Source organism: Mycobacterium sp. NPDC050441 (genome assembly GCF_040655355.1).
Lineage (GTDB): Bacteria > Actinomycetota > Actinomycetes > Mycobacteriales > Mycobacteriaceae > Mycobacterium.
The window spans coordinates 480,158-499,306 of sequence record NZ_JBFAJS010000003.1 but is presented as its reverse complement, the minus strand read 5'-3'; the positions used below and the strand labels follow the sequence as shown (position 1 = coordinate 499,306).

Annotated in this window: 16 protein-coding genes; 10 read left to right on the top strand and 6 right to left on the bottom strand. The window is 66.6% G+C overall.

From position 1 onward, the window contains the following. Window positions 1-8: 8 nt before the first annotated feature. Both AB0I14_RS11490 and AB0I14_RS11485 read right to left on the bottom strand, forming a co-directional pair. A complete protein-coding gene (locus AB0I14_RS11490) occupies window positions 9-326 on the bottom strand; it encodes a multidrug efflux SMR transporter (protein WP_358020466.1) in 318 nt (105 codons plus the stop codon). A 16-nt stretch (window positions 327-342) separates the two neighbouring features. Beyond that, window positions 343-1,104: an SDR family oxidoreductase gene (locus tag AB0I14_RS11485; protein WP_358020463.1), complete on the bottom strand. Its 762-nt coding sequence runs from the start codon at window positions 1,102-1,104 to the stop codon at window positions 343-345. Between the two features lie 51 nt (window positions 1,105-1,155). Between AB0I14_RS11485 and AB0I14_RS11480 the strand changes: the two genes are divergently transcribed. Further along, complete coding sequence (locus AB0I14_RS11480; RefSeq protein ID WP_358020460.1) at window positions 1,156-1,791, top strand: TetR/AcrR family transcriptional regulator; 636 nt, start codon at window positions 1,156-1,158, stop codon at window positions 1,789-1,791. Between the two features lies 1 nt (window position 1,792). Here AB0I14_RS11480 and AB0I14_RS11475 read toward each other — a convergent pair whose 3' ends face one another. Then, window positions 1,793-3,820: an SDR family oxidoreductase gene (locus AB0I14_RS11475; RefSeq protein WP_358020457.1), complete on the bottom strand. Its 2,028-nt coding sequence runs from the start codon at window positions 3,818-3,820 to the stop codon at window positions 1,793-1,795. An 80-nt stretch (window positions 3,821-3,900) separates the two neighbouring features. On the opposite strand from AB0I14_RS11475, the gene AB0I14_RS11470 reads away from it, so the two are divergent. From AB0I14_RS11470 to AB0I14_RS11460, 3 genes are all read left to right on the top strand, one after another. Then, window positions 3,901-4,770: a MaoC/PaaZ C-terminal domain-containing protein gene (locus AB0I14_RS11470; RefSeq protein WP_358020454.1), complete on the top strand. Its 870-nt coding sequence runs from the start codon at window positions 3,901-3,903 to the stop codon at window positions 4,768-4,770. Between the two features lie 96 nt (window positions 4,771-4,866). Continuing rightward, window positions 4,867-5,769, top strand: a complete 903-nt coding sequence (locus AB0I14_RS11465) for a universal stress protein (protein WP_358020451.1) — start codon at window positions 4,867-4,869, stop codon at window positions 5,767-5,769. Continuing rightward, window positions 5,766-7,322: an APC family permease gene (locus AB0I14_RS11460; RefSeq protein ID WP_358020448.1), complete on the top strand. Its 1,557-nt coding sequence runs from the start codon at window positions 5,766-5,768 to the stop codon at window positions 7,320-7,322. The genes AB0I14_RS11465 and AB0I14_RS11460 overlap by 4 nt, the downstream gene beginning before the upstream one ends. A 23-nt stretch (window positions 7,323-7,345) precedes the next feature. Here the strand turns inward: AB0I14_RS11460 and AB0I14_RS11455 are convergent, their stop codons facing one another. Further along, window positions 7,346-8,368: a hypothetical protein gene (locus AB0I14_RS11455; RefSeq protein ID WP_358020445.1), complete on the bottom strand. Its 1,023-nt coding sequence runs from the start codon at window positions 8,366-8,368 to the stop codon at window positions 7,346-7,348. A 131-nt stretch (window positions 8,369-8,499) separates the two neighbouring features. Between AB0I14_RS11455 and AB0I14_RS11450 the strand changes: the two genes are divergently transcribed. After that, window positions 8,500-11,811 (top strand): error-prone DNA polymerase, encoded by a 3,312-nt coding sequence (locus AB0I14_RS11450; RefSeq protein ID WP_358020442.1) that lies wholly within the window; start codon window positions 8,500-8,502, stop codon window positions 11,809-11,811. 4 nt (window positions 11,812-11,815) lie between these two features. Here AB0I14_RS11450 and AB0I14_RS11445 read toward each other — a convergent pair whose 3' ends face one another. Continuing rightward, a complete protein-coding gene (locus AB0I14_RS11445; RefSeq protein ID WP_358020439.1) occupies window positions 11,816-12,700 on the bottom strand; it encodes a hypothetical protein in 885 nt (294 codons plus the stop codon). 342 nt (window positions 12,701-13,042) lie between these two features. Between AB0I14_RS11445 and AB0I14_RS11440 the strand changes: the two genes are divergently transcribed. Both AB0I14_RS11440 and AB0I14_RS11435 read left to right on the top strand, forming a co-directional pair. Beyond that, complete coding sequence (locus AB0I14_RS11440; RefSeq protein ID WP_358020437.1) at window positions 13,043-13,615, top strand: XRE family transcriptional regulator; 573 nt, start codon at window positions 13,043-13,045, stop codon at window positions 13,613-13,615. A 157-nt stretch (window positions 13,616-13,772) separates the two neighbouring features. Continuing rightward, entirely contained in the window at window positions 13,773-14,426 is a 654-nt protein-coding gene (locus tag AB0I14_RS11435) for a nitroreductase family protein (RefSeq protein WP_358020434.1), read from the top strand. Window positions 14,427-14,537: 111 nt separating this feature from the next. Here the strand turns inward: AB0I14_RS11435 and AB0I14_RS11430 are convergent, their stop codons facing one another. After that, entirely contained in the window at window positions 14,538-15,002 is a 465-nt protein-coding gene (locus AB0I14_RS11430) for a tRNA (cytidine(34)-2'-O)-methyltransferase (RefSeq protein ID WP_358020431.1), read from the bottom strand. 331 nt (window positions 15,003-15,333) lie between these two features. On the opposite strand from AB0I14_RS11430, the gene AB0I14_RS11425 reads away from it, so the two are divergent. From AB0I14_RS11425 to AB0I14_RS11415, 3 genes are read left to right on the top strand one after another with little or no spacing between them, the layout of a single operon-like run. Further along, window positions 15,334-18,330, top strand: a complete 2,997-nt coding sequence (locus AB0I14_RS11425) for a sensor histidine kinase (RefSeq protein ID WP_358020428.1) — start codon at window positions 15,334-15,336, stop codon at window positions 18,328-18,330. Beyond that, on the top strand, window positions 18,327-18,734 hold the full coding sequence (locus AB0I14_RS11420) for a roadblock/LC7 domain-containing protein (RefSeq protein WP_029107096.1): 408 nt from the start codon (window positions 18,327-18,329) through the stop codon (window positions 18,732-18,734). The genes AB0I14_RS11425 and AB0I14_RS11420 overlap by 4 nt, the downstream gene beginning before the upstream one ends. A 34-nt stretch (window positions 18,735-18,768) precedes the next feature. After that, entirely contained in the window at window positions 18,769-19,134 is a 366-nt protein-coding gene (locus AB0I14_RS11415) for a DUF742 domain-containing protein (RefSeq protein WP_358020425.1), read from the top strand. Window positions 19,135-19,149 lie beyond the last annotated feature (15 nt).

Genomic DNA, 19,149 nt, shown 5'->3' with positions numbered 1-19,149 from the left:
GGACCGGCTCATTGCTCAACGAATCGCAGCCCGACGAGACCCACCACGATCATCGCGATGAACGTCATCCGCAACGGCGTCAACGCATCGCTGAACATCACCACGCCTGCGATGGTGACACCGACCGCGCCGATGCCTGCCCAGGCCGCGTACGCGGTGCCGACCGGCAGGTGTCTGACCACCATCGCAAGGATCACGAAGCTGGCTACTGCGGCCACCACGCACACCACACTCGGCCACAGCCGGGTGAATCCGTCCGACTGCTTGATCGCCAGTGCCCAAATGATTTCCAGCAGGCCGGCGAAGACCAGCAATGCCCACGACATCCTTGCCTCCACGGCGTCAGGCGTTGTATCCGCCGTCGACGGTCAGGGTTGTGCCGTTCACGTATTGCGCATCCGGACCGGCCAGGTAGGCGACAGCGGCGGCGATTTCGCCGGCCCGCGCGAAGCGTCCCAGCGGAATATTCGGTAGGTCGGCGACGGCCTCGGGACTGTCGGCCGGATTCATCTCGGTGTCGGTATTGCCCGGCTGCACCACATTGGCGGTGATTCCACGGGGCCCGAGATCACGGGCCAGTCCCCGGGCGAGCGCGCCGACGGCGGCCTTGGTCGTCGAATACAGCGTCACCCCGGAAAAGGGGGTGCGGTCGGCGAGGTTGCTGCCGATCGTGATGATCCGGCCGCCCTCGCCCATGGCCGTCGCGGCGGCCTGACTGAACAGGAACGGCGCGCGGATGTGCAGATTGATGGCCTGGTCGATATCGGCGGCGCTCACCTGGTCCAGCGGACCGTTGGGGAACACCCCGGCGTTGTTCACCAGGATGTCCAGCCGGCCGAACGCTTCGAGGACGGCGTCGACGGCGCGTCGCGCCGCGTCGGGTGCAGCGCTGTCGAGCTGTAGTGCAAGAGCTTTCGCGCCGGCGGCGGTGATCGCGTCGACCACTTCGGCCGCCCGCCCGGGTGAGGAGTGGTAGGTGAAGGCCACGTCGGCGCCCTCGGCGGCGAGGCGGCACGCGATTGCCGCACCGATTCCGCGGCTGCCCCCGGTGATCAGTGCGGCCTTGGATGTCAGTGCTTTCGGTGTCGATGCCGTCAACGCCATACCTGGCTCCAATCAATTTTGTAATAGGCACTACAAATATAGACTGTCCGTATGTCCCGTCAACCCGTCGCGCGCCGCGGCCGGCCACGCGCGTTCGACCGCGACACCGCACTGCGGGCCGCGATGGACGTGTTCTGGGAGCGTGGGTACGAAGGCACCCGGGTGAGTGATCTGACCGCGGCGATGGGGCTCAACGCACCAAGCCTGTACGCGACATTCGGCTCCAAGGAAGACCTGTTCCGCGAGGTGGTCGCGTACTACGGTGCCCCGGAACGTTCGCCGCTCGCGATGGCGCTGCAGCGCCCGGTTCCGATCCGCGACGCGGTCGAGGCCATGCTGCGCGACAGCGTGGACCAGTACGCCGATCCCGACAGCCCGCCCGGCTGCCTGATCGTGCTCGCCGGAATCGCCTATTCGACCGAGACCGAGGTGTTGCGCGACCTGCTCAAGAATTACCGGGACGAGGACCGCGCGCGGCTGCTGGCCCGGATCCGGGCGGCCATGGCCGACGGCGAGCTACCGTCCGATCTCGACCCGCAGCGGCTCGCGTCGTTCTTGATCACCGTGCTCCACGGGCTGTCCATTCAGGCCAGGGACGGAGCGTCACGTGCCGACATGGACACGACCGCGGACCTGGCAATGCTGGCCTGGGACAGTGCAGTCGCGAAAGCTGTTGAGACGCCTTGACCTACCAGTGCACGCCGGGCACCAACCGCACCGCGCGCTTGACCGGGCGAGCCACCGCGCGCGGGACCCGCAAGGTGCGGCCGCTGCGGACCGGCCGCTTCGGCCGCCGTTGCGCCGGCTCGCCGGCTGTCTCCTGAGAGCTCTCACCGATCTGGCCCTGCGCGGCCGCCGAGTCCGGGTAGCCCAGATACAGCTGATGCAGTACACGGCGCGACAGTTTCGGGGTCAGGTAATTACCGAAATCGGCGACGGTGCCCAGCGGGGTGTCGATCCGGGCCGGCTTGTCGACCAGGCCGCGCACCACCATGGCCGCGGCATGCTCGGCAGAGATCGGCGGCACCGGGTTGAGCTTGCGCGACGGTGCGATCATCGGCGTCTTCACCAGGGGCATATGGATATTGGTGAAGGTGATGTGATCCGACAGGGTCTCGGTGCCGACCACCTCGGAGAAGGCGTCGAGTGCAGCCTTGGACGGTAGGTAGGCGCTGTACTTCGGGCTGTTGGCCTGCACGCCCGCACTGGACACGTTGACCACGTGGCCGAACCGGCGCTCGCGCCAGTGCGGAAGCAGCGCCAGCACCATGCGTACCGAGCCGAAGTAGTTGACGGCCATCACCCGTTCGTAATCGTGCAGGCGGTCCGTCGAGTTCACCACCGACCGGCGGATGGACCGGCCGGCATTGTTCACCAGGTAGTCGACGTGGCCGAACCGGCCGAGGATGTCCTTGACGGTGTGCTCGACCGACGCCGAATCGGTGACGTCGCAGGTAAATGCGTAGGCCTGCCCGCCGGCCGAGCGGATCTCGGCGACCAGGTCGTCGAGCGCGTCACCGTTGCGGGCCAACGCGAAGACGCACGCGCCGCGTTCGGCGACTGCGATGGCAGAAGCCCGTCCGATACCGCTGGAGGCGCCGGTGATGATGACGTGCTTGCCCACCAGGGGGCCGGCCGGATCGTCGCGACGGGCCCGGTCGGGATCGAGGTGCTGGGCCCAGTAACGCCACAGTTTCGGTGCGTACGAAGAGAATTCGGGTACCGAGATCCCGGTACCGCGCAGTGCGGCGGTGGTGTTGTCCGCGGTGAAGGTCGGCCGCAGCTCGACCACGTCGAGCACCTCGCCCGGGATGCCCAGCTGGGTGGCGACGATGTTGCGCACCGCCTTGACCCGTCCCCGTGCCTGCAGGACGGGCGCCGCGGTGGCCCGTGGCAGCGACCCGCGCAGCGGAGGCAGTCCGGCCTCTGCTGCCACACCGCGGTAGATGTCGCGCAGCCCGGTTGTCTTCGGCGCGGTGAGATGGAAGGTCTCACCGTCCTTGTCGTCGGTGTGCATCAGCGCGACCATCGCTTCAACGACATAGTCCACCGGCACCACGTTGGTCCGGCCTGTGTCGGGCAGCATCATCGGCGTGAATCTGGGGAGGGCGGCCAGGCGTGCCAGCACGCCGAAGAAGTAGTACGGGCCGTCGACCTTGTCCATCTCACCGGTCGCCGAATCGCCGACCACGACGGCCGGCCGGTACACCCGGTAGCGCAGGCCCGGCGTCGAGCGCACCAGCAGTTCGGCCTCGAACTTCGTCTGGTGATACGGCGTGGGCAGGTCCTGCGCTACGTCGAAATCGTTCTCGGTGAACACGCCCCGATGGTTGCCGGCCACCGCGATCGAGGACACGTGGTGCAACGTGGCGTCCAGGCGCCGGGCCAGGTCGATCACCGCGCGGGTGCCCTCCACGTTGGCCGCCCGCTGTTCGGATTCACCGATCGTCATGTCGTAGATGGCTGCGCAGTGCACCACATGCGAGACATCGCCCAACTCTGCGACATCGGTGTCGGACAGCCCGAGATCTGCCGAGGTCAGGTCACCGACCAGCGGTTTTGCTCGCTCATCCCAGTTCTGGGCCAGCTGCTCGAACCGCGTCAGCGACTCACGGCGCACCAGCACCCACACCTCGGCGCCGGGTTCGCGGGACAGAATCCGGGTGATCACTCGGCGGCCGATAAACCCGGTACCGCCGGTAACGACATAGCGCATGCGAGCCATCGTGGCCTTAGATCGAGCAAACGTCAACAAGGCCGGTCAACTGAACCGCTGAGCCGCTATCGTCGGCACGCATGCCCCTCAATCCGGAAGCCATTGGCGAGACCACCGATCCGATTCCGTTCGAATGGACCGACCGTGACACTCTGCTGTACGCCATCGGCGTGGGCGCAGGCACCGCAGATCTCGCGTTCACCACCGAGAACAGTCACGAGATCGAACAGCAGGTGTTGCCGACCTACGCGGTGATCGCCTGCTCTGCCTTCCCGGCGGCACTCAAGATCGGCACCTTCAATTTCGGCATGCTGCTGCACGGCTCCCAGGAGATCCGGCTGCGCCGGCCGTTGCCCCCGGCCGGAAAGCTCAGTGTGGTCTCGGAGGTCGTCGACATCCAGGACAAGGGCGAGGGCAAGAACGCGGTGGTCATGCTCAAGGGCATCGGCGCCGATCCGGCCAGCGGCGAGGTTGTCGCGGAAACCCTTACCACCGTGGTGATTCGGGGTGAAGGCGGGTTCGGTGGACAACCGGGGCAGCGCCCCGTGGCACCGCAGATTCCCGACCGCGAACCCGACGCCCAGGTGGTGCTGCCCACCCGCGAGGATCAGGCGCTGATCTATCGACTGTCCGGGGACCGCAACCCGTTGCACAGTGATCCGTGGTTCGCGCAGAATCTGGCCGGGTTCCCGAAGCCGATCCTGCACGGCCTGTGCACCTACGGTGTGGCCGGGCGGGCGCTTGTTGCCGAACTCGGCGGCGGCGACGCCACGAAGGTTCAGGCGGTGGCGGCGCGGTTCAGCTCGCCGGTGTTCCCGGGTGAGACGCTGACCACGTCGATCTGGCGCACCGAACCGGGGCGGGCGGTGTTCCGCACCGAGGCTGCCGGGCCCGACGGTGCCGATGCCCGGGTCGTGCTGGAGGACGGCGCCGCCGAGTATTCCGACTGATCCGGCAATTTCTTAGAAGCCCTGCACACCGCGTGGTGGGTTGACAGGATCGACCCACTACGCGCGCACGGTGCCGTGCGGGATGGGTGGTGGCAGATGACGCAGGTAAACCTGGTCGTTGGGTATCTGGCCACTCCCGGTGGCGCCGATGCGTTGGCCCTGGCAGTCCGGTTCGCCCGAACCCTGGACGCCGAGGTCAACATCTGCATCGTGCTACCGCCCGACACCGCGCCACCGGGCACCGTCCCCAAAGGCGGCGGCTACGAGGAAGTGCTGGCCGAACAGGCGCAGGGCTGGTTGGACGATGCCCTGGCCTCGGTGCCCGACGACGTTGTGGCACACACGCATCTGAGCTTCGACGAGTCGTTCACCGACGGCTTGATCCGCGAAGCGCTGCGGCTGCAGGCGGCCGCAATCGTGGTCGGCGGCGCGGGCGGCGGACTGGTCGGCAGCTACTCACTGGGGTCGGTGGTCAACGAGCTGTTGCACTCATCGCCGGTACCGGTCGCGGTGGCGCCACGCGGAACCCGCTTTGTCAAGGTTGAGCGGGTGCATGAAATCACCTGCGCCATCGGCCAACGCCAGGGGTCGGATCTGTTGCTCGCCACCGCGGTACGGGCGAGTCGGGCCGCGGACATACCGCTGCGCCTGGTGTCGCTGGTCGCCCTCGATCCGACCTTCGGCTCGCTGCGGGGCGACAGCGAGGCGGTGCGAGAACATGCGCTCGCGCACGCCGAACGGACACTGGATGCCGCCAGAGATGAACTGCCCGCCGATTTTCCGGTGACCTCCACCATCGTGAACGGTCCCAGTGTCGAGGCCGCCGTCGAACAGCTGGGCTGGGATGACGGCGACATCATCATGGTCGGATCCAGCCGGCTCAGTGCGCCGCGGCGGATCTTCCTCGGTTCCACCGCGGCCAAGATGTTGCGGGTGCTCGACGTTCCCATGGTGGTTGTGCCCCGGGATGAACTGAAAGATGGCGAGGACTACTCATGACCGAGTCCGCATCGGAATCCGCGTCGCACCAGAAGCTCGAAGTTGCCGAGCACTCTGCGGGGCTGGTCTCCAAGGGTCTGGCCGCGGGCAAGGTCGGCACGTTCTCCGGTGCGATCCTTGGCATCTCGTGTGTGGCACCCGGATACACGCTGACTGCGAGCATCGGGCTGATCGTCGCCGCCGTCGGACTCAAGATGCCGGCGATCTTCATCGCCGGCTTCATCCCGATGTTCCTGACCGCCTACGCCTACCGCGAACTGAACTCGCGTGCACCCGACTGCGGGGCGTCGTTCACCTGGTCCACCAAGGCGTTTGGCCCGTATGTCGGGTGGATGTGCGGGTGGGGCATGGTGGTCGCGTCGATTATCGTGCTGTCCAACCTGGCTGCCATCGCGGTGGAGTTCTTCTACCTGTTCATCGCCAGGATCACCAACCATCAGTCCATCGCCGAGTTGGCCGACAACAAGGCCATCAACATCCTCACCACGCTGGTGTTCCTCGCCATCGCCACCGCAGTCGCCAGCCGCGGCATCACCACCAGTGAACGGGTGCAGTACGTATTGGTCGGATTCCAGATGGTGGTGCTACTGGCGTTCGCGGTGATGGCCTTCGTGCACGTGGGCCGCGGCGACGCACCTGCCGGCTTGTCGTTCGATCTGGACTGGTTCAACCCGTTCACCGGACTTGCGTTGAGCGCCTTCGTGGTTGGTGTGACCGGATCGATCTTCGCTTTCTGGGGCTGGGACACCTGCCTGACCTTGGGGGAGGAGTCCAAGGATCCGACGAAGGTGCCGGGGCGGGCCGGGCTGCTGTGCGTGCTGTCGATCCTGGCGACATATCTGGTGATTGCGGTCGCGGTGATGATGTACGCCGGCGTCGGGGAAACCGACTTGGGGCTGGGCAATCCGGACAATGCCGAGAACGTATTCGCCGCGTTGGCCGATCCGGTGCTGGGCACCTACACCGGGCCGCTGCTGTTCCTGGCGATCCTGGCCTCGTCGGTGGCCAGCCTGCAGACCACGTTCCTGCCGGCGGCCCGCGCGATGCTGGCGATGGGCGCCTACAAGGCCTTTCCGGCGCGCTTTGCCGAGGTCAGCCCGCGGTACCTGGTGCCCGTGTTCGCGACCGTCACCGCCGGGGTGGTCACCGGGGTGTTCTACACCGTGGTGAGCCTGCTCTCCGAGAGTGCCCTGCTGGATACCATTGCCGCCCTTGGCATCATGATCTGTTGGTACTACGGCATCACGGCATTTGCGTGTGTCTGGTACTTCCGCCGTGAGCTGTTCGCCAACGCGCACAACGCGGTGTTCAAGTTCCTGTTCCCGCTGCTCGGCGGAACCGTGCTGGCCGCGGTATTCGTGATCTCGATTGGCGAGAGTATGAACCCGGACAACGCCAGCGGTGCGGAAATCGGCGGCATCGGCCTGGTGTTCTACATCGGCTTCGGCGTGCTGATCCTCGGTGCCGTGCTGATGATGATCTGGCGGTCCCGCAGCCCCGAGTTCTTCCGGGGCGAGACGCTGCGGCACGACACCCCGTCGCTCGTGGAGTAGGCGCGCTACCGCGAGGTCAGCTGCTAGCCGGCAGAGCCGCCGATACCGGAGTTGCCCTTGTTGTGCGCGAGCTGGAACGGATCCAGCAGGTCCCACACCGTTGCGACGGCCTGGACCTTGAGATCGGCGCCCTGGTCTTCCACGTTGAGCAGGTCTGCGGCAATGTCGTAGCCGTAGTACACCGCCGAACCCGGCGGAGTGGTCTTGATCAGCTCGTTGATGATCGTTTGCCGTGCATCGCGGGCCGCGGCATCATCGCCGAGGGCGGGCGCCAGGCTTGGCAGAATCTTGCTGATCGGAATCACCGCGTTCACCCACGGCACGATTTGACTGCCCCGGTAGATCTGCTCGGTGGCTTCCCGGATGAACGGGTCGAGTTCGTCGGGAAGGGCGGTGTTCATCAACGCGTTCCGCAGATTCAGGATCGGCTCGGGGATGTCCTTCGGCTCTGGATCGTCGGCCCGGAACGGGTTGGGATCCCATGCCTGGCCACCGTCCGCGGTGTCGGCCTGGGTCTGCACGGCGCCCACCTTCGGTGTGACGAGTGACCTGCTGACCGGTTGCACGACGGCCTCGGTGTCCGACTTGTCGGCCACTACCGGGTCCGGCCTGGCAGCTGCCGCCTGCTTCGGGGCGAACAGGTCCTTGAGCTTGGCGACCTGACCGGCCTCGAACTCCTCGGCGCTGGGCTTCGGCTTGGGCGTGGCGGCCACCGGTTTGGCGGATTTGACGGCATCGGTGACCTGCGCAGCCGCGTTCTCGATCTTGCCGGCCTGCTTCTCGAGGGTGTCCTTGACCTTGGACAGTGGCTTGGGCCGCTTGGCCTCGCCGGTCGTGGCCTCGCCGGTCTTCGTCTTGCCGGCCTTGACCGCAGTGCGCTTGGGTCCGGCCTTGACGTGCTGTGACGTGCTGTTCTTCGAGTCCTTGGCCGCACCGTCGGTCGAATCAGCGTGGGCGGTGCCCTGTCCGGCCACGGCGAGCGCCGCGCCCACTCCCGCCGCCACCGCGACACCACCGACATACCCGATGTACTTCGTCGACGCCATGCCCGTCCTTTCACAGCCGATCCCCAGCCCAACGGCATCGTAGGGGGCGGTGGCGTGATCGGCATCACGAGGCTGCCCGCAGAGGCGGACGTTCCGAGAGTTGTCGAACAAATGTTCGATATACTGGGGCGGTGGGTTGGCATAATGGGCCGCCGAGCTGGTCGGAAATGGAGCGGGTGCTCTCTGGCCAGTCGCCGCGGCCCGCCGCGGGTGGCAAGCCGCGTCGTTCCGGCCTGCCACTGGAGCCCGACGGCGATGGCGGGGACAGCCCGGCCTGGTCTCGTAAGCGCGGTATCTATCAGCCGCCGGAACTCGACCGGCCGCGAACGTCGGTGCGTTATGCCGAGCTGCACACGCACAGCGCCTACAGCTTCCTCGACGGTGCGAGCACGCCGGAGGAGTTGGTGGAGGAGGCGGCCCGGCTGAACTTGCGGGCGATCGCGCTGACCGATCACGACGGGCTCTACGGCGTGGTCCGGTTCGCCGAGGCGGCCAGGGAGTTGGACGTGGCCACGGTATTCGGTGCCGAGCTGTCGCTGGGGAACGTTCCCCGCACCGAGGATCCCGATCCGCCCGGCCCGCATCTGCTGGTGCTGGCCCGCGGCCCGGAGGGGTACCGGCGGTTGTCCCGCGAGATCGCCAAGGCTCACCTGGCCGGTGGTGAGAAGGGCAAGCCCCGCTACGACTTCGACGGACTCACCGAGGCCGCCGGTGGGCACTGGCACATCCTCACCGGTTGTCGTAAAGGGCATGTCCGCCAGGCACTTTCCCGCGGTGGTCCGGAGGCTGCCGCCGCCGCGCTGGGCGATCTGGTTGACCGTTTCGGGGCCGACCGGGTCAGCATCGAACTCACCCATCACGGCCATCCGTGTGACGACGAACGCAATGCCGTCCTGGCCGGGCTGGCCCAGCGGTTCGGAACCGCAGTGGTGGTCACCACCGGTGCGCACTTCGCGGCGCCTGACCGGGGCCGACTGGCCATGGCGATGGCGGCGATCCGGGCCCGTAACTCGATGGACACCGCGGCGGGGTGGCTGGCGCCGCTCGGTGGGTCTCATCTGCGCTCGGGGGAGGAGATGGCCCGGCTGTTCGGTACCGAGATCGTGACGGCCGCAGCAGATCTCGGTGAGCAGTGTGCCTTCGGCCTGGCGCTCATCGCCCCGCAGTTGCCCCCGTTCGACGTCCCGGCCGGGTACACCGAAGACAGTTGGCTGCGCCATCTGGTCATGGCAGGCGCGGCCGAGCGGTACGGGCCGCCGGAGCGGGCTCCCAAGGCCTACGCGCAGATCGAACACGAACTGCGGATCATCGAGCAGCTGAAGTTCCCCGGATACTTCCTGGTGGTGCACGACATCACCCGGTTCTGCCGGGACAACGACATCCTGTGTCAGGGCAGGGGATCGGCGGCCAACTCGGCGGTCTGCTACGCGCTCAAGGTCACCAACGTCGACCCGATTGCCAACGAGCTACTGTTCGAACGGTTTCTGTCCCCGGCCCGCGACGGGCCGCCCGATATCGACATCGACATCGAATCGGACTTGCGCGAGAACGTCATTCAGTACGTCTACGAGCGCTACGGTCGGGACTACGCTGCCCAGGTTGCCAACGTCATCACCTACCGCGGACGCAGCGCGGTCCGCGACATGGCCCGGGCGCTGGGGTTCTCCCAGGGGCAGCAGGACGCCTGGAGCAAGCAGCTCAGCCGGTGGAGCGGGCGCCCCGACTCCCCGGAAGCGGAAGACATCCCGCAGCCGGTGATCGAGCTGGCCACCCAGATCGCCAATCTGCCGCGGCACCTCGGTATCCACTCCGGCGGCATGGTGATCTGTGATCGCCCGATCGCCGACGTGTGCCCGGTGGAGTGGGCCCGCATGGCCAACCGCAGCGTGCTGCAGTGGGACAAAGATGACTGTGCGGCAATCGGTTTGGTGAAGTTCGACCTGCTCGGCCTCGGCATGCTCTCGGCGCTGCACTACGCCATCGACCTGCTGGCCGAGCACAAGGGCATCGCCGTCGACCTGGCCAAGCTGGATCTGTCCGAGCCGGCGGTCTACGAGATGCTGCAGAAGGCCGACTCGGTCGGGGTGTTCCAGGTCGAGTCCCGCGCGCAGATGGCCACCCTGCCCCGGCTCAAGCCACGGGAGTTCTACGACCTGGTGGTCGAGGTGGCGCTGATCCGGCCGGGCCCGATCCAGGGTGGTTCGGTGCACCCCTATATCCGTCGTCGCAACGGTCTGGAGGAAGTCACCTACGACCATCCGTCGATGAAATCCGCGCTGAAGAAAACGTTGGGCATCCCGCTGTTCCAGGAGCAGCTCATGCAATTGGCGGTCGACTGTGCGGGTTTCACCGCGGCAGAGGCCGACCAGCTGCGCCGCGCGATGGGCTCCAAACGCTCCACCGAGAAGATGCGACGGCTGCGCAGCCGGTTCTATGACGGCATGCGGGAACTTCACGGAATCACCGGCGAAGTGGCCGAGCGGATCTACGAGAAGCTGGAGGCATTCGCCAATTTCGGTTTCCCGGAAAGCCATTCGCTGAGCTTCGCGTCGCTGGTGTTCTATTCGTCGTGGTTCAAACTGCATCATCCGGCGGCGTTCTGCGCGGCACTGCTTCGGGCCCAGCCGATGGGGTTCTATTCCCCGCAGTCCCTGGTCGCCGACGCGCGCCGCCATGGGGTGACGGTGCACGGTCCCGATGTGAACGCCAGCCTGGCCTACGCGACGTGCGAGAACCGCGGCATGGACGTGCGGTTGGGGCTGGGCAGTGTCCGACACATCGGTGACGAGTTGGCCCAACTTCTGGTCGACGAGCGAAATACCAACGGGCCGTTCACCACCCTGATCGACCTGACCAACCGGGTTCAGCTGTCGGTACCCCAGACCGAGGCGCTGGCCACTGCCGGTGCGTTGGGTTGTTTCGGGGTCAGCCGGCGCGAGGCGCTGTGGGCGGCGGGCGCGGCGGCCACCCAGCGACCGGACCGGCTGCCGGGGGTGGGCTCTTCCTCGCACGTGCCGCCGCTGCCTGGGATGAGCGCCCTGGAGCTGTCGGCCGCCGACGTGTGGGCCACCGGCGTCTCACCGGACAGCTATCCCACCCAGTACCTGCGCGCCGACCTCGACGCCCTCGGTGTGATTCCCGCCGACAAGTTGCTGGACGTCGTCGACGGGACTCGAATCCTGGTTGCCGGGGCGGTAACTCACCGCCAGCGCCCGGCGACCGCGCAGGGGGTGACGTTCATGAACCTGGAAGACGAGACCGGGATGGTCAACGTGCTGTGCGCCCCCGGGGTGTGGGCGCGCTACCGGAAGCTGGCGCAGACGTCCCCGGCACTGGTGGTGCGCGGCATCGTCCAGAACGCCAGTGGTGCGGTCACCGTGATCGCGGATCGGATGGAACCGGTCGCGCTGCGGGTCGGCTCCCGGTCGCGAGACTTCCGCTGAGCGCTCAGACGGACAGGTCCGTGGCCGGAGCGGCGGTGCTGTCCTCGAGTCCGGTCCGCAGCAGTGACCACGCCAACCGTCGTGCGGCGGTCGCCCGCTCGTGCAGGAGGTGTTGGACGGCCGGGATGGGGTTGGTTTCCGGGGTGCGGCCCTCGACCACGTCGGCGTGCAGATCCTCGGCGACCTGGATCGCCAACAACACCGCGTCGTTGACCCGGTTCAGCGCATCCTGCAGGCGGTCGTCCTGGCTGAGCAGGTGGGCGTTGTCCAGCTCGACCGAAACGTCATTCACCACCTGGCCGATCTGCTCGAAGAGCGCGTTCATCGCGGCTTCCCGCTCGTCGCGGTCCGGGTTGCGCAGTTGGGTCGCGCCTTCGGTCCACAGTGTCGCCAGCATCCGGGTGTGGGCTCCGACCGCGCGGGACACCTCGATCATCGCCTGCTTCTGCAGTTGCTCGAGCAGGTTGTTGCGTTCGATGCGGGCCAGTTCCTGTTGGGCCACCAGTTCGGCGTGGTGCAGTTTCTGCTGGGACTCCATCTGGGCCCGATGCCATTTCTGGGTCAGCGCGAGTTCGAGCGCAGAGCGCTCGTCGGCTGCCGCCAGCTCACGGCGCAGACGCTCGTCGGCCTGGGCGATGTCGTATTTGGCCTGACGCTGGATGGTGAGGGTCAGCCACATCGTCACCATCACGACGACGAAGACGACGGCACCGAAGAACCACTCGGCCTTGCTTCCGGGCTGGCCCGGGCTGAACAGCAGGTACGAGATGATGGCCAGGCTGCCCAGGCCGCCACACACCAGCCACCCGATACCGGCCTTGGGGTCGACCGATGTCGTCTTGGGCGTCGGGTCGGGATTCGCTACAGCCACCCTCATCGGCTCGGTCACCTCGCCCACCTGGCCGTAGTTCGGCGGGGCACCCCCTGAAGACTCAGCGGCCCTTGTCGATTCAGTTAGTCCGGCCATGTCGACCTCCCGTCGGCCAAGCCTGCCACCGTGCCGGCGTTCAGAGTAGGGCCACCCTCCGCGCCGCGTGCTACCGGCCGGTGGCACCCGCACTCGCATACCCTGTTTTTCGTCATTCTTCAAGTGCCCCTAGCGATGACGGACGGCTCTGAAACCGCTAGTGTCATCGGCGTGCTCACCGTGAGCGGTGGTGGATCGGATCCAACGGATCCGGCAACCGGCCGCTCACTTCTATTGATCTGTTCGCTTGAGAATTGAGGGCCCATGGGACAAAACGCGACGCTGGAAGGTGATTCGGCGGTCATCGTCAGTCTGTCGGAAGCGGCGATGCATATGTATTCCGCTGCTATCGACGCACTGCCCTTCCCGGAGGACAAGAAGTTCCACAAGCGCGCCGACGTCGTCCTGTCCGGCCTGCGCAAGCTGCGTGCCTCGTTGGCCGAGGCGGCCGGCAGCAACCGGCCTTCCCCGGCGGTCATCGTGGCGCTCAGCGGGGTTCGTCAGCGGTATGACTCGCTGATGTCCCACGCCGCATCGGCGCCGGGTTCCTCTCTGGGGCAGCAGATCTACGTCACGCGCATCCACGCCAAGCTGTCGGCTCAGGAAGTGGCCAACGGCGCCGGCCTGCGTGACGGTCTGCTTGACGAGCTCGAGGCCGGCGCAACGCCGACGGACGCCGAAGCAGCCAAGATTCGCGACACGATCGCTGCGCTCGGCGGGTTGCCCGGCGACGATCACGGGATCCATGCCGTCCCCTCCCCGGCCGACTTCGGGTCGTCGGACGAGTCGCAGTCCAACGGCTGGGAACCTGTGCTGGTCTCCGAGAACGCCGGCTGAAGCCCCACGCAAGACCCTGTGCGCCGTCGTCGATCAGGCCCCGGCGCGCAACTTTCATCGGTTAGCTGAGTTGCACTGCAGCGCACGATGATTGGAAGCTCCCCAGCAAACTGCTGGGGAGCTTCTCTGGTTTGGCGAACGGTTGTAGTCTCGCCGCATGACAGCCGAACCAGCCCTGAACTTGACCGTTGACGAACTGCTCACCACGACCCGCTCGGTGCGCAAACGCCTCGACTTCGAGAAGCCGGTCTCGCGTGAGGTCATCATGGAGTGCCTCGACCTGGCGCTACAGGCCCCCACCGGGTCGAATGCGCAAGGCTGGCAATGGGTTTTCGTGGAGGATCCGGCAAAGAAGAAGGCGCTGGCCGACATCTACCGGGCCAATGCCAATCCCTATCTCGATCTGCCCAAGCCGGAGCGCGGCGACGTCCGCGATGAGCAGATCGGCGCGGTGATGAGCTCGGCGCGCTACCTCACCGACAACTTCGAGAAGGCCCCGGTGCTGATGGTGCCGTGCCTGGAGGGCCGTCCCGACGGCGCACCGGCGGGCATGAGCGCATCGTTCTGGGGGTCACTGCTGCCCGCAGTGTGGAGCTTCATGCTGGCGCTGCGGTCTCGGGGCCTGGGATCGGCCTGGACGACGCTGCACCTGCTCGGCGACGGCGAGAAGCAGGCCGCCGAACTGCTGGGCATCCCGTTCGATCGCTACGCCCAGGCGGGCTTGTTCCCGATCGCCTACACCTTGGGCACCGATTTCAAGAAGGCCAAGCGCCTTCCTGCCGAGCAGTTCTCGCACTGGGACACTTGGTGACCCGTGGCGCCCTGGGGCGCCTGTTGTCCCAGATGAAATTGTGAAGCCGGAGTATGAAGTCTCTGTGAGATTCGGGCGTGGGCCGCGTGTCGGCCCACGCCCGCGGCGTAACTAGACGCTGCCGGCGAACCCGTGTTGGCGCCATGCCTCATAGGCGGCGACGGCCGCCGCATTCGACAAATTCAGCGACCGCCTGCCGGCGAGCATCGGAATACGTACCTGCGCGGTGATATTGGGATCGGCCAGAGTTTGTGCATCGAGTCCGGTGGGTTCCGGGCCGAACATCAGCACGTCGCCGGGTTGGTAGGAGACGTCGGTGAACGACGTCGACGCGTGCGCGGTGAACGCATAGACCCGGGCCGGCATCAGCGCGCGCCACGCCGCCTCCAGATCTGCGTGCACCGTCACCGATGCCAGGTCGTGGTAGTCCAGGCCGGCCCGGCGCAGCTTGGGTTCGGACAGATCGAAACCCAGCGGCTCGACCAGATGCAGTTCGCATCCGGTGCCTGCCACCATCCGGATCGCATTGCCGGTGTTGGGTGCGATGCGGGGAGAAAAGAACATCACCCGGAACATCCGATGATGATCGTATGGCGGCCCGCCCTGTGACGAATCGGGATGCAAATGCAGTCGTGATTCGGCCTGGAGAATCGGAGCGGAAATCGGCACACGTTTGGGCAAGCACATCACTGTTTGCTCGATTACCACACAACTGCGCTACAGCTCGGTCACGAACTCTGTCTGTTCAGTAAGAATTGTAGAAACGCTTGCGAGCTGCTGTCATACTCGTGCAATTGCCAAGGCGTTTGACGCCCGCCCCAGCGTGGGCGGAAACAGCAGGAAGTCTTATGAATCACGCCCCACGAGTGAATTGCGGCCACGCAGCCAGTAGTGCGGTCGGGTGCCGATGACTGCCTTTACGCAGCTGAAACAGGCTGACGGCACCCTCGTCGAATTCTCCCCAACACCATCGGCTCCGGCTAAGCGCCCTTCCCGCTGGTCGCCGGCCAACTGGCCGGTCAACCGGAAAGTTCTTGCGATCGTCGTCGTGCCGTTGATCCTGGCCGCGACGTTCGGTGGCTTGCGCATCTATGCCAGTGCCAGCGTCGCCGGAGATCTCCGGTTGGCCGCTGACCGGGCCGAATTGATTCCCGGCATCGACGGCTACATGGCTGCGATGGAGGGAGTACTCGTCGCAGCTACTGAAGGCGGCGATGGGCAGGCCGCGATGTCCACGTTCAATGAGCGCAAATCGGACCTCCAACAACGCCTGGACGCCACCGACGCGGCCGAGGACGTGGATCAGGCGGTGAGCGGCTTGCTCAGCAAGGGGCCGGAACTGGTCGATGCGGTGATGTCGAACTCGATCGACCTGCGCCAGCGCATCCTCAACTACGGCCCGCTGCTGCTGACCGGGGAAGCTGCCATCACCGGTTCGGTGCACAGCAACCAGCAGTCGCTTCAGGCGCAGGTCGAGGCGCTGGCCCGGGCGGTCGGCGCCCGCGGGCAGATGGCCATTCAGCAGATGCTGGTCACCGCCGGCGGCGCTGAGCCGGAACCGCTGCTGCGCACCTCGATGATCACGATGGCCGGTACCGAGCCGTCCACGGTCGCGGCACTGACCAAGGTGCTGGGGGGCGGTTCCCAGGAGGCGGCAACATTGCGCTCCGAGATGGTCAAGCGCATGGCGATGATGTCCAACCCCGGGATTCCGCTGGTCGGTAACCCGGACATGCTGGCCTCGTTGCAGACCACCGACAAGATCGCCGGGCAGATCATCGAGAACACCACTTCGGCGATTCCGGCTGCGGTCGAGGCTCAGGCCAACGATGCCCGCAACGACGCGATCCGCGACGCGATCCTGGTTGCGACCGCGATCATCAGCGCAATCGTCATCGTGTTGTTGGTGGCCCGCTCGCTGGTGCGCCCGCTGCGGACGCTTCGGGACAGCGCGCTGCGGGTGGCCCACCAGGATCTGGCCAAGGAGATCGAACGGGTCCGCGCCGGTGGCGAGCTGGTACCGGTGACCCCGATCCCGGTGCAGACCACCGAAGAGGTCGGTCAGGTCGCCCATGCCGTCGACGAGCTGCACGAGCAGGCGGTGTTCCTCGCCGGTGAACAGGCTCAGCTGCAGTTGCAGGTCTCGGACATGTTCGAGACGTTGTCGCGGCGTAGCCGCTCCCTGGTCGACCAGCAGTTGTCGCTCATCGATCAGCTGGAACGTAACGAGGACGACCCTCAACGACTGGAGAGCCTGTTCCGGCTCGACCACCTCGCAGCCCGCATGCGCCGGAACGGGGCCAACCTGTTGGTGCTGTCCGGGTCCAAGTTGGCACGCGAGCACAGCCGGCCGGTGCAGTTGGCGACAGTCATCAACGCCGCCGCCTCGGAAGTCGAGGACTACACCCGCGTGGTCACCGCGTCGGTGGCCGACGTCGAGATCACCGGTTCCGTAGCCGGCGACCTGATCCACCTCCTGGCGGAGCTGCTCGACAACGCACTGCGCTACTCGCCGCCGATCTCGCAGGTGCGGGTGTCGGCCGTGCATGCGGCCAAGGGCGCATTGGTCATCGAGGTCAGCGACGTCGGCCTGGGCATGACCGAGGCCGACCTGCGGGTCGCCAACACCCGTCTGCAGTCCGGCGGTGAGGTCAACCCCTACACCGCGCGTCACATGGGTCTGTACGTGGTCGGGCGTCTGGCCACGCAGCACGGTCTGGTCGTGCGGCTGCGCAGCACCGTCGCCGAAGAGCCGAGCTCGGGCACCACGGCAGGGGTCTACATCCCGGCCACGCTGCTGGCCCGGGACGGTGGCGACGCAGTCGATGACCTTCCGTATGGCATGCCCGTCGACGCCCATGCGGGAATCGCCACGGCGCTGTCGTTGGACGCCGATCCCGCTGATGGCTCGGAGTTCGGGTCCGGGCTCGCTGAATCTCACCTCAACGGCGCCGAGGTTCCGTTCGACCTGCTGCCGCAGCGCAGTCCGGGAGCCAGCGGTATCTCGGAGCTGCCGGGCACGCTCGCCCCGCAGCCGGAGCCGGCGGCTGAGGAGCCGGTCGAGGAGCCTGCCGACGAGCCGGTCAGCGGGTGGCCGCAGCAGTGGCCGGTGCACACCGAAGAGAGCGCGGCCCTGGCCAAGGGTGAAGCCAAGGGTGAACTCGGGGGAGCGGCCGACACCCCGGCGGACGCAGCGGACGACACTGCGGCCGACGACGACGTCGATTCCGGACGTCTGTCACCCACCAACACCTCGTCGTTCTTCGCTTCCCGAGGGCAGGCCGCCACCAACGGCGTCAACGGTGCCAGCGGCCTCAACGGGGCCAATGGCCACAACGGACTCAACGGGGTAAACGGCCTCAACGGCGTCAACGGTGTGCACGTACCGGCTCATGATTCCGGCGAGGAACCGGAAGAACCGCTGGAATCCGCCCCGGTCCAGGCCGAAAGCCCGGACGTCCAGGGCGACTCGATCTATCAGTCGATGATGTCGGAATTCGATATCGATCCGACAACCCACGTGCGCAGCGCCGACCTGGACTGGAAGACGGTCTGGGAGAAGGGCTGGTCGGTGGCCGCCGCGGCGCAGGATGCGCCCGTCGAGCAGCACACCGAGGAAGGCCTGCCCATGCGTACGCCGGGTGCCCGCCTGGTGCCGGGCGGCGTTGCAGCTGTGGCCGCGGCCGCCGGTGAGTCCAACGGTCGTCACCGCAACGGTGGAGTACACCGCAACGACGACGGCTCGGAGACGGTAGCATCGGCAGACGAACCTGACAGCGGCATGTTCGCGGCGTTCAAACCGCGCGATCCTGAGGCCGTCCGCGCGAGCACCAGCAACCTTTTCGGGGGCGTGCACGCCGGGCGATCGCATGCCCGTGAGACCAGAGGAACCGATAACGAATGACGCGTCCGACACAGCGCGACTCCCTGGACTGGCTCGTGTCCAAGTTCGCCCGCGAGGTATCCGGGGTGTCCCATGCGGTGCTCGTCTCGGCCGACGGACTGCTGATGGCTGCCAGCGAACACATGCCGATCGAGCGGGCTGATCAGCTCGCCGCGGTCTCCTCCGGCCTGGCGAGCTTGGCCACCGGCGCCTCCCAGCTGTTCAACGGCGGCCACGTGATGCAGTCGGTGGTCGAGATGGAGAACGGCTATCTCCTGCTGATGCGGGTGGGTGACGGCTCCAACCTGGCCACGCTGACCGCCCCGTCGTGTGACATCGGGCAGGTCGGCTACGAGATGGCCATCCTGGTCGAGCGGGTCGGCGCGGTGGTGCAGTCTTCGCGCCGTACGCCGCAACCGTCCTGAGTCCCCGACCCCTTCTGCCCTTCGCGAGGTGCCTGTGGACGAACCGGAAACAACTGATCGCCCGAGTCTGGTGCGGCCGTACACCCTGACGGCCGGCCGTACCGACTCGCGTGTGCACCTTCCGCTGGAAGCTCCGGTGCAAAAAACCGACACGACGCGCGAACCGCGCTGGACTGGCCACGATGTGCGCGCACAGATCGTAGAGTTGTGCACCGGCACTCCTTCGGTTGCCGAAATTGCCGCTCATTTATCTCTCCCGCTCGGCGTGGCGCGCGTGCTGATCGGGGACTTGGTGACGCAGGGTTATCTACGGGTGGAAGCCACCCTTGATGACTCGGCTAGCTTCGACGAACGCCGCGAATTGATTGGAAGGACCCTGCGTGGCCTACGAGCACTCTGAACCCCGCTCGGCCTC

Coding starts and splice junctions, on each gene's coding strand:
- AB0I14_RS11490 (WP_358020466.1), bottom strand. CDS start 326: ATGTCGTGGGCATTGCTGGTCTTCGCCGGCCTGCTGGAAATCATTTGG.
- AB0I14_RS11485 (WP_358020463.1), bottom strand. CDS start 1,104: ATGGCGTTGACGGCATCGACACCGAAAGCACTGACATCCAAGGCCGCA.
- AB0I14_RS11480 (WP_358020460.1), top strand. CDS start 1,156: ATGTCCCGTCAACCCGTCGCGCGCCGCGGCCGGCCACGCGCGTTCGAC.
- AB0I14_RS11475 (WP_358020457.1), bottom strand. CDS start 3,820: ATGCGCTATGTCGTTACCGGCGGTACCGGGTTTATCGGCCGCCGAGTG.
- AB0I14_RS11470 (WP_358020454.1), top strand. CDS start 3,901: ATGCCCCTCAATCCGGAAGCCATTGGCGAGACCACCGATCCGATTCCG.
- AB0I14_RS11465 (WP_358020451.1), top strand. CDS start 4,867: ATGACGCAGGTAAACCTGGTCGTTGGGTATCTGGCCACTCCCGGTGGC.
- AB0I14_RS11460 (WP_358020448.1), top strand. CDS start 5,766: ATGACCGAGTCCGCATCGGAATCCGCGTCGCACCAGAAGCTCGAAGTT.
- AB0I14_RS11455 (WP_358020445.1), bottom strand. CDS start 8,368: ATGGCGTCGACGAAGTACATCGGGTATGTCGGTGGTGTCGCGGTGGCG.
- AB0I14_RS11440 (WP_358020437.1), top strand. CDS start 13,043: ATGGGACAAAACGCGACGCTGGAAGGTGATTCGGCGGTCATCGTCAGT.
- AB0I14_RS11435 (WP_358020434.1), top strand. CDS start 13,773: ATGACAGCCGAACCAGCCCTGAACTTGACCGTTGACGAACTGCTCACC.
- AB0I14_RS11430 (WP_358020431.1), bottom strand. CDS start 15,002: ATGTTCCGGGTGATGTTCTTTTCTCCCCGCATCGCACCCAACACCGGC.
- AB0I14_RS11425 (WP_358020428.1), top strand. CDS start 15,334: ATGACTGCCTTTACGCAGCTGAAACAGGCTGACGGCACCCTCGTCGAA.
- AB0I14_RS11420 (WP_029107096.1), top strand. CDS start 18,327: ATGACGCGTCCGACACAGCGCGACTCCCTGGACTGGCTCGTGTCCAAG.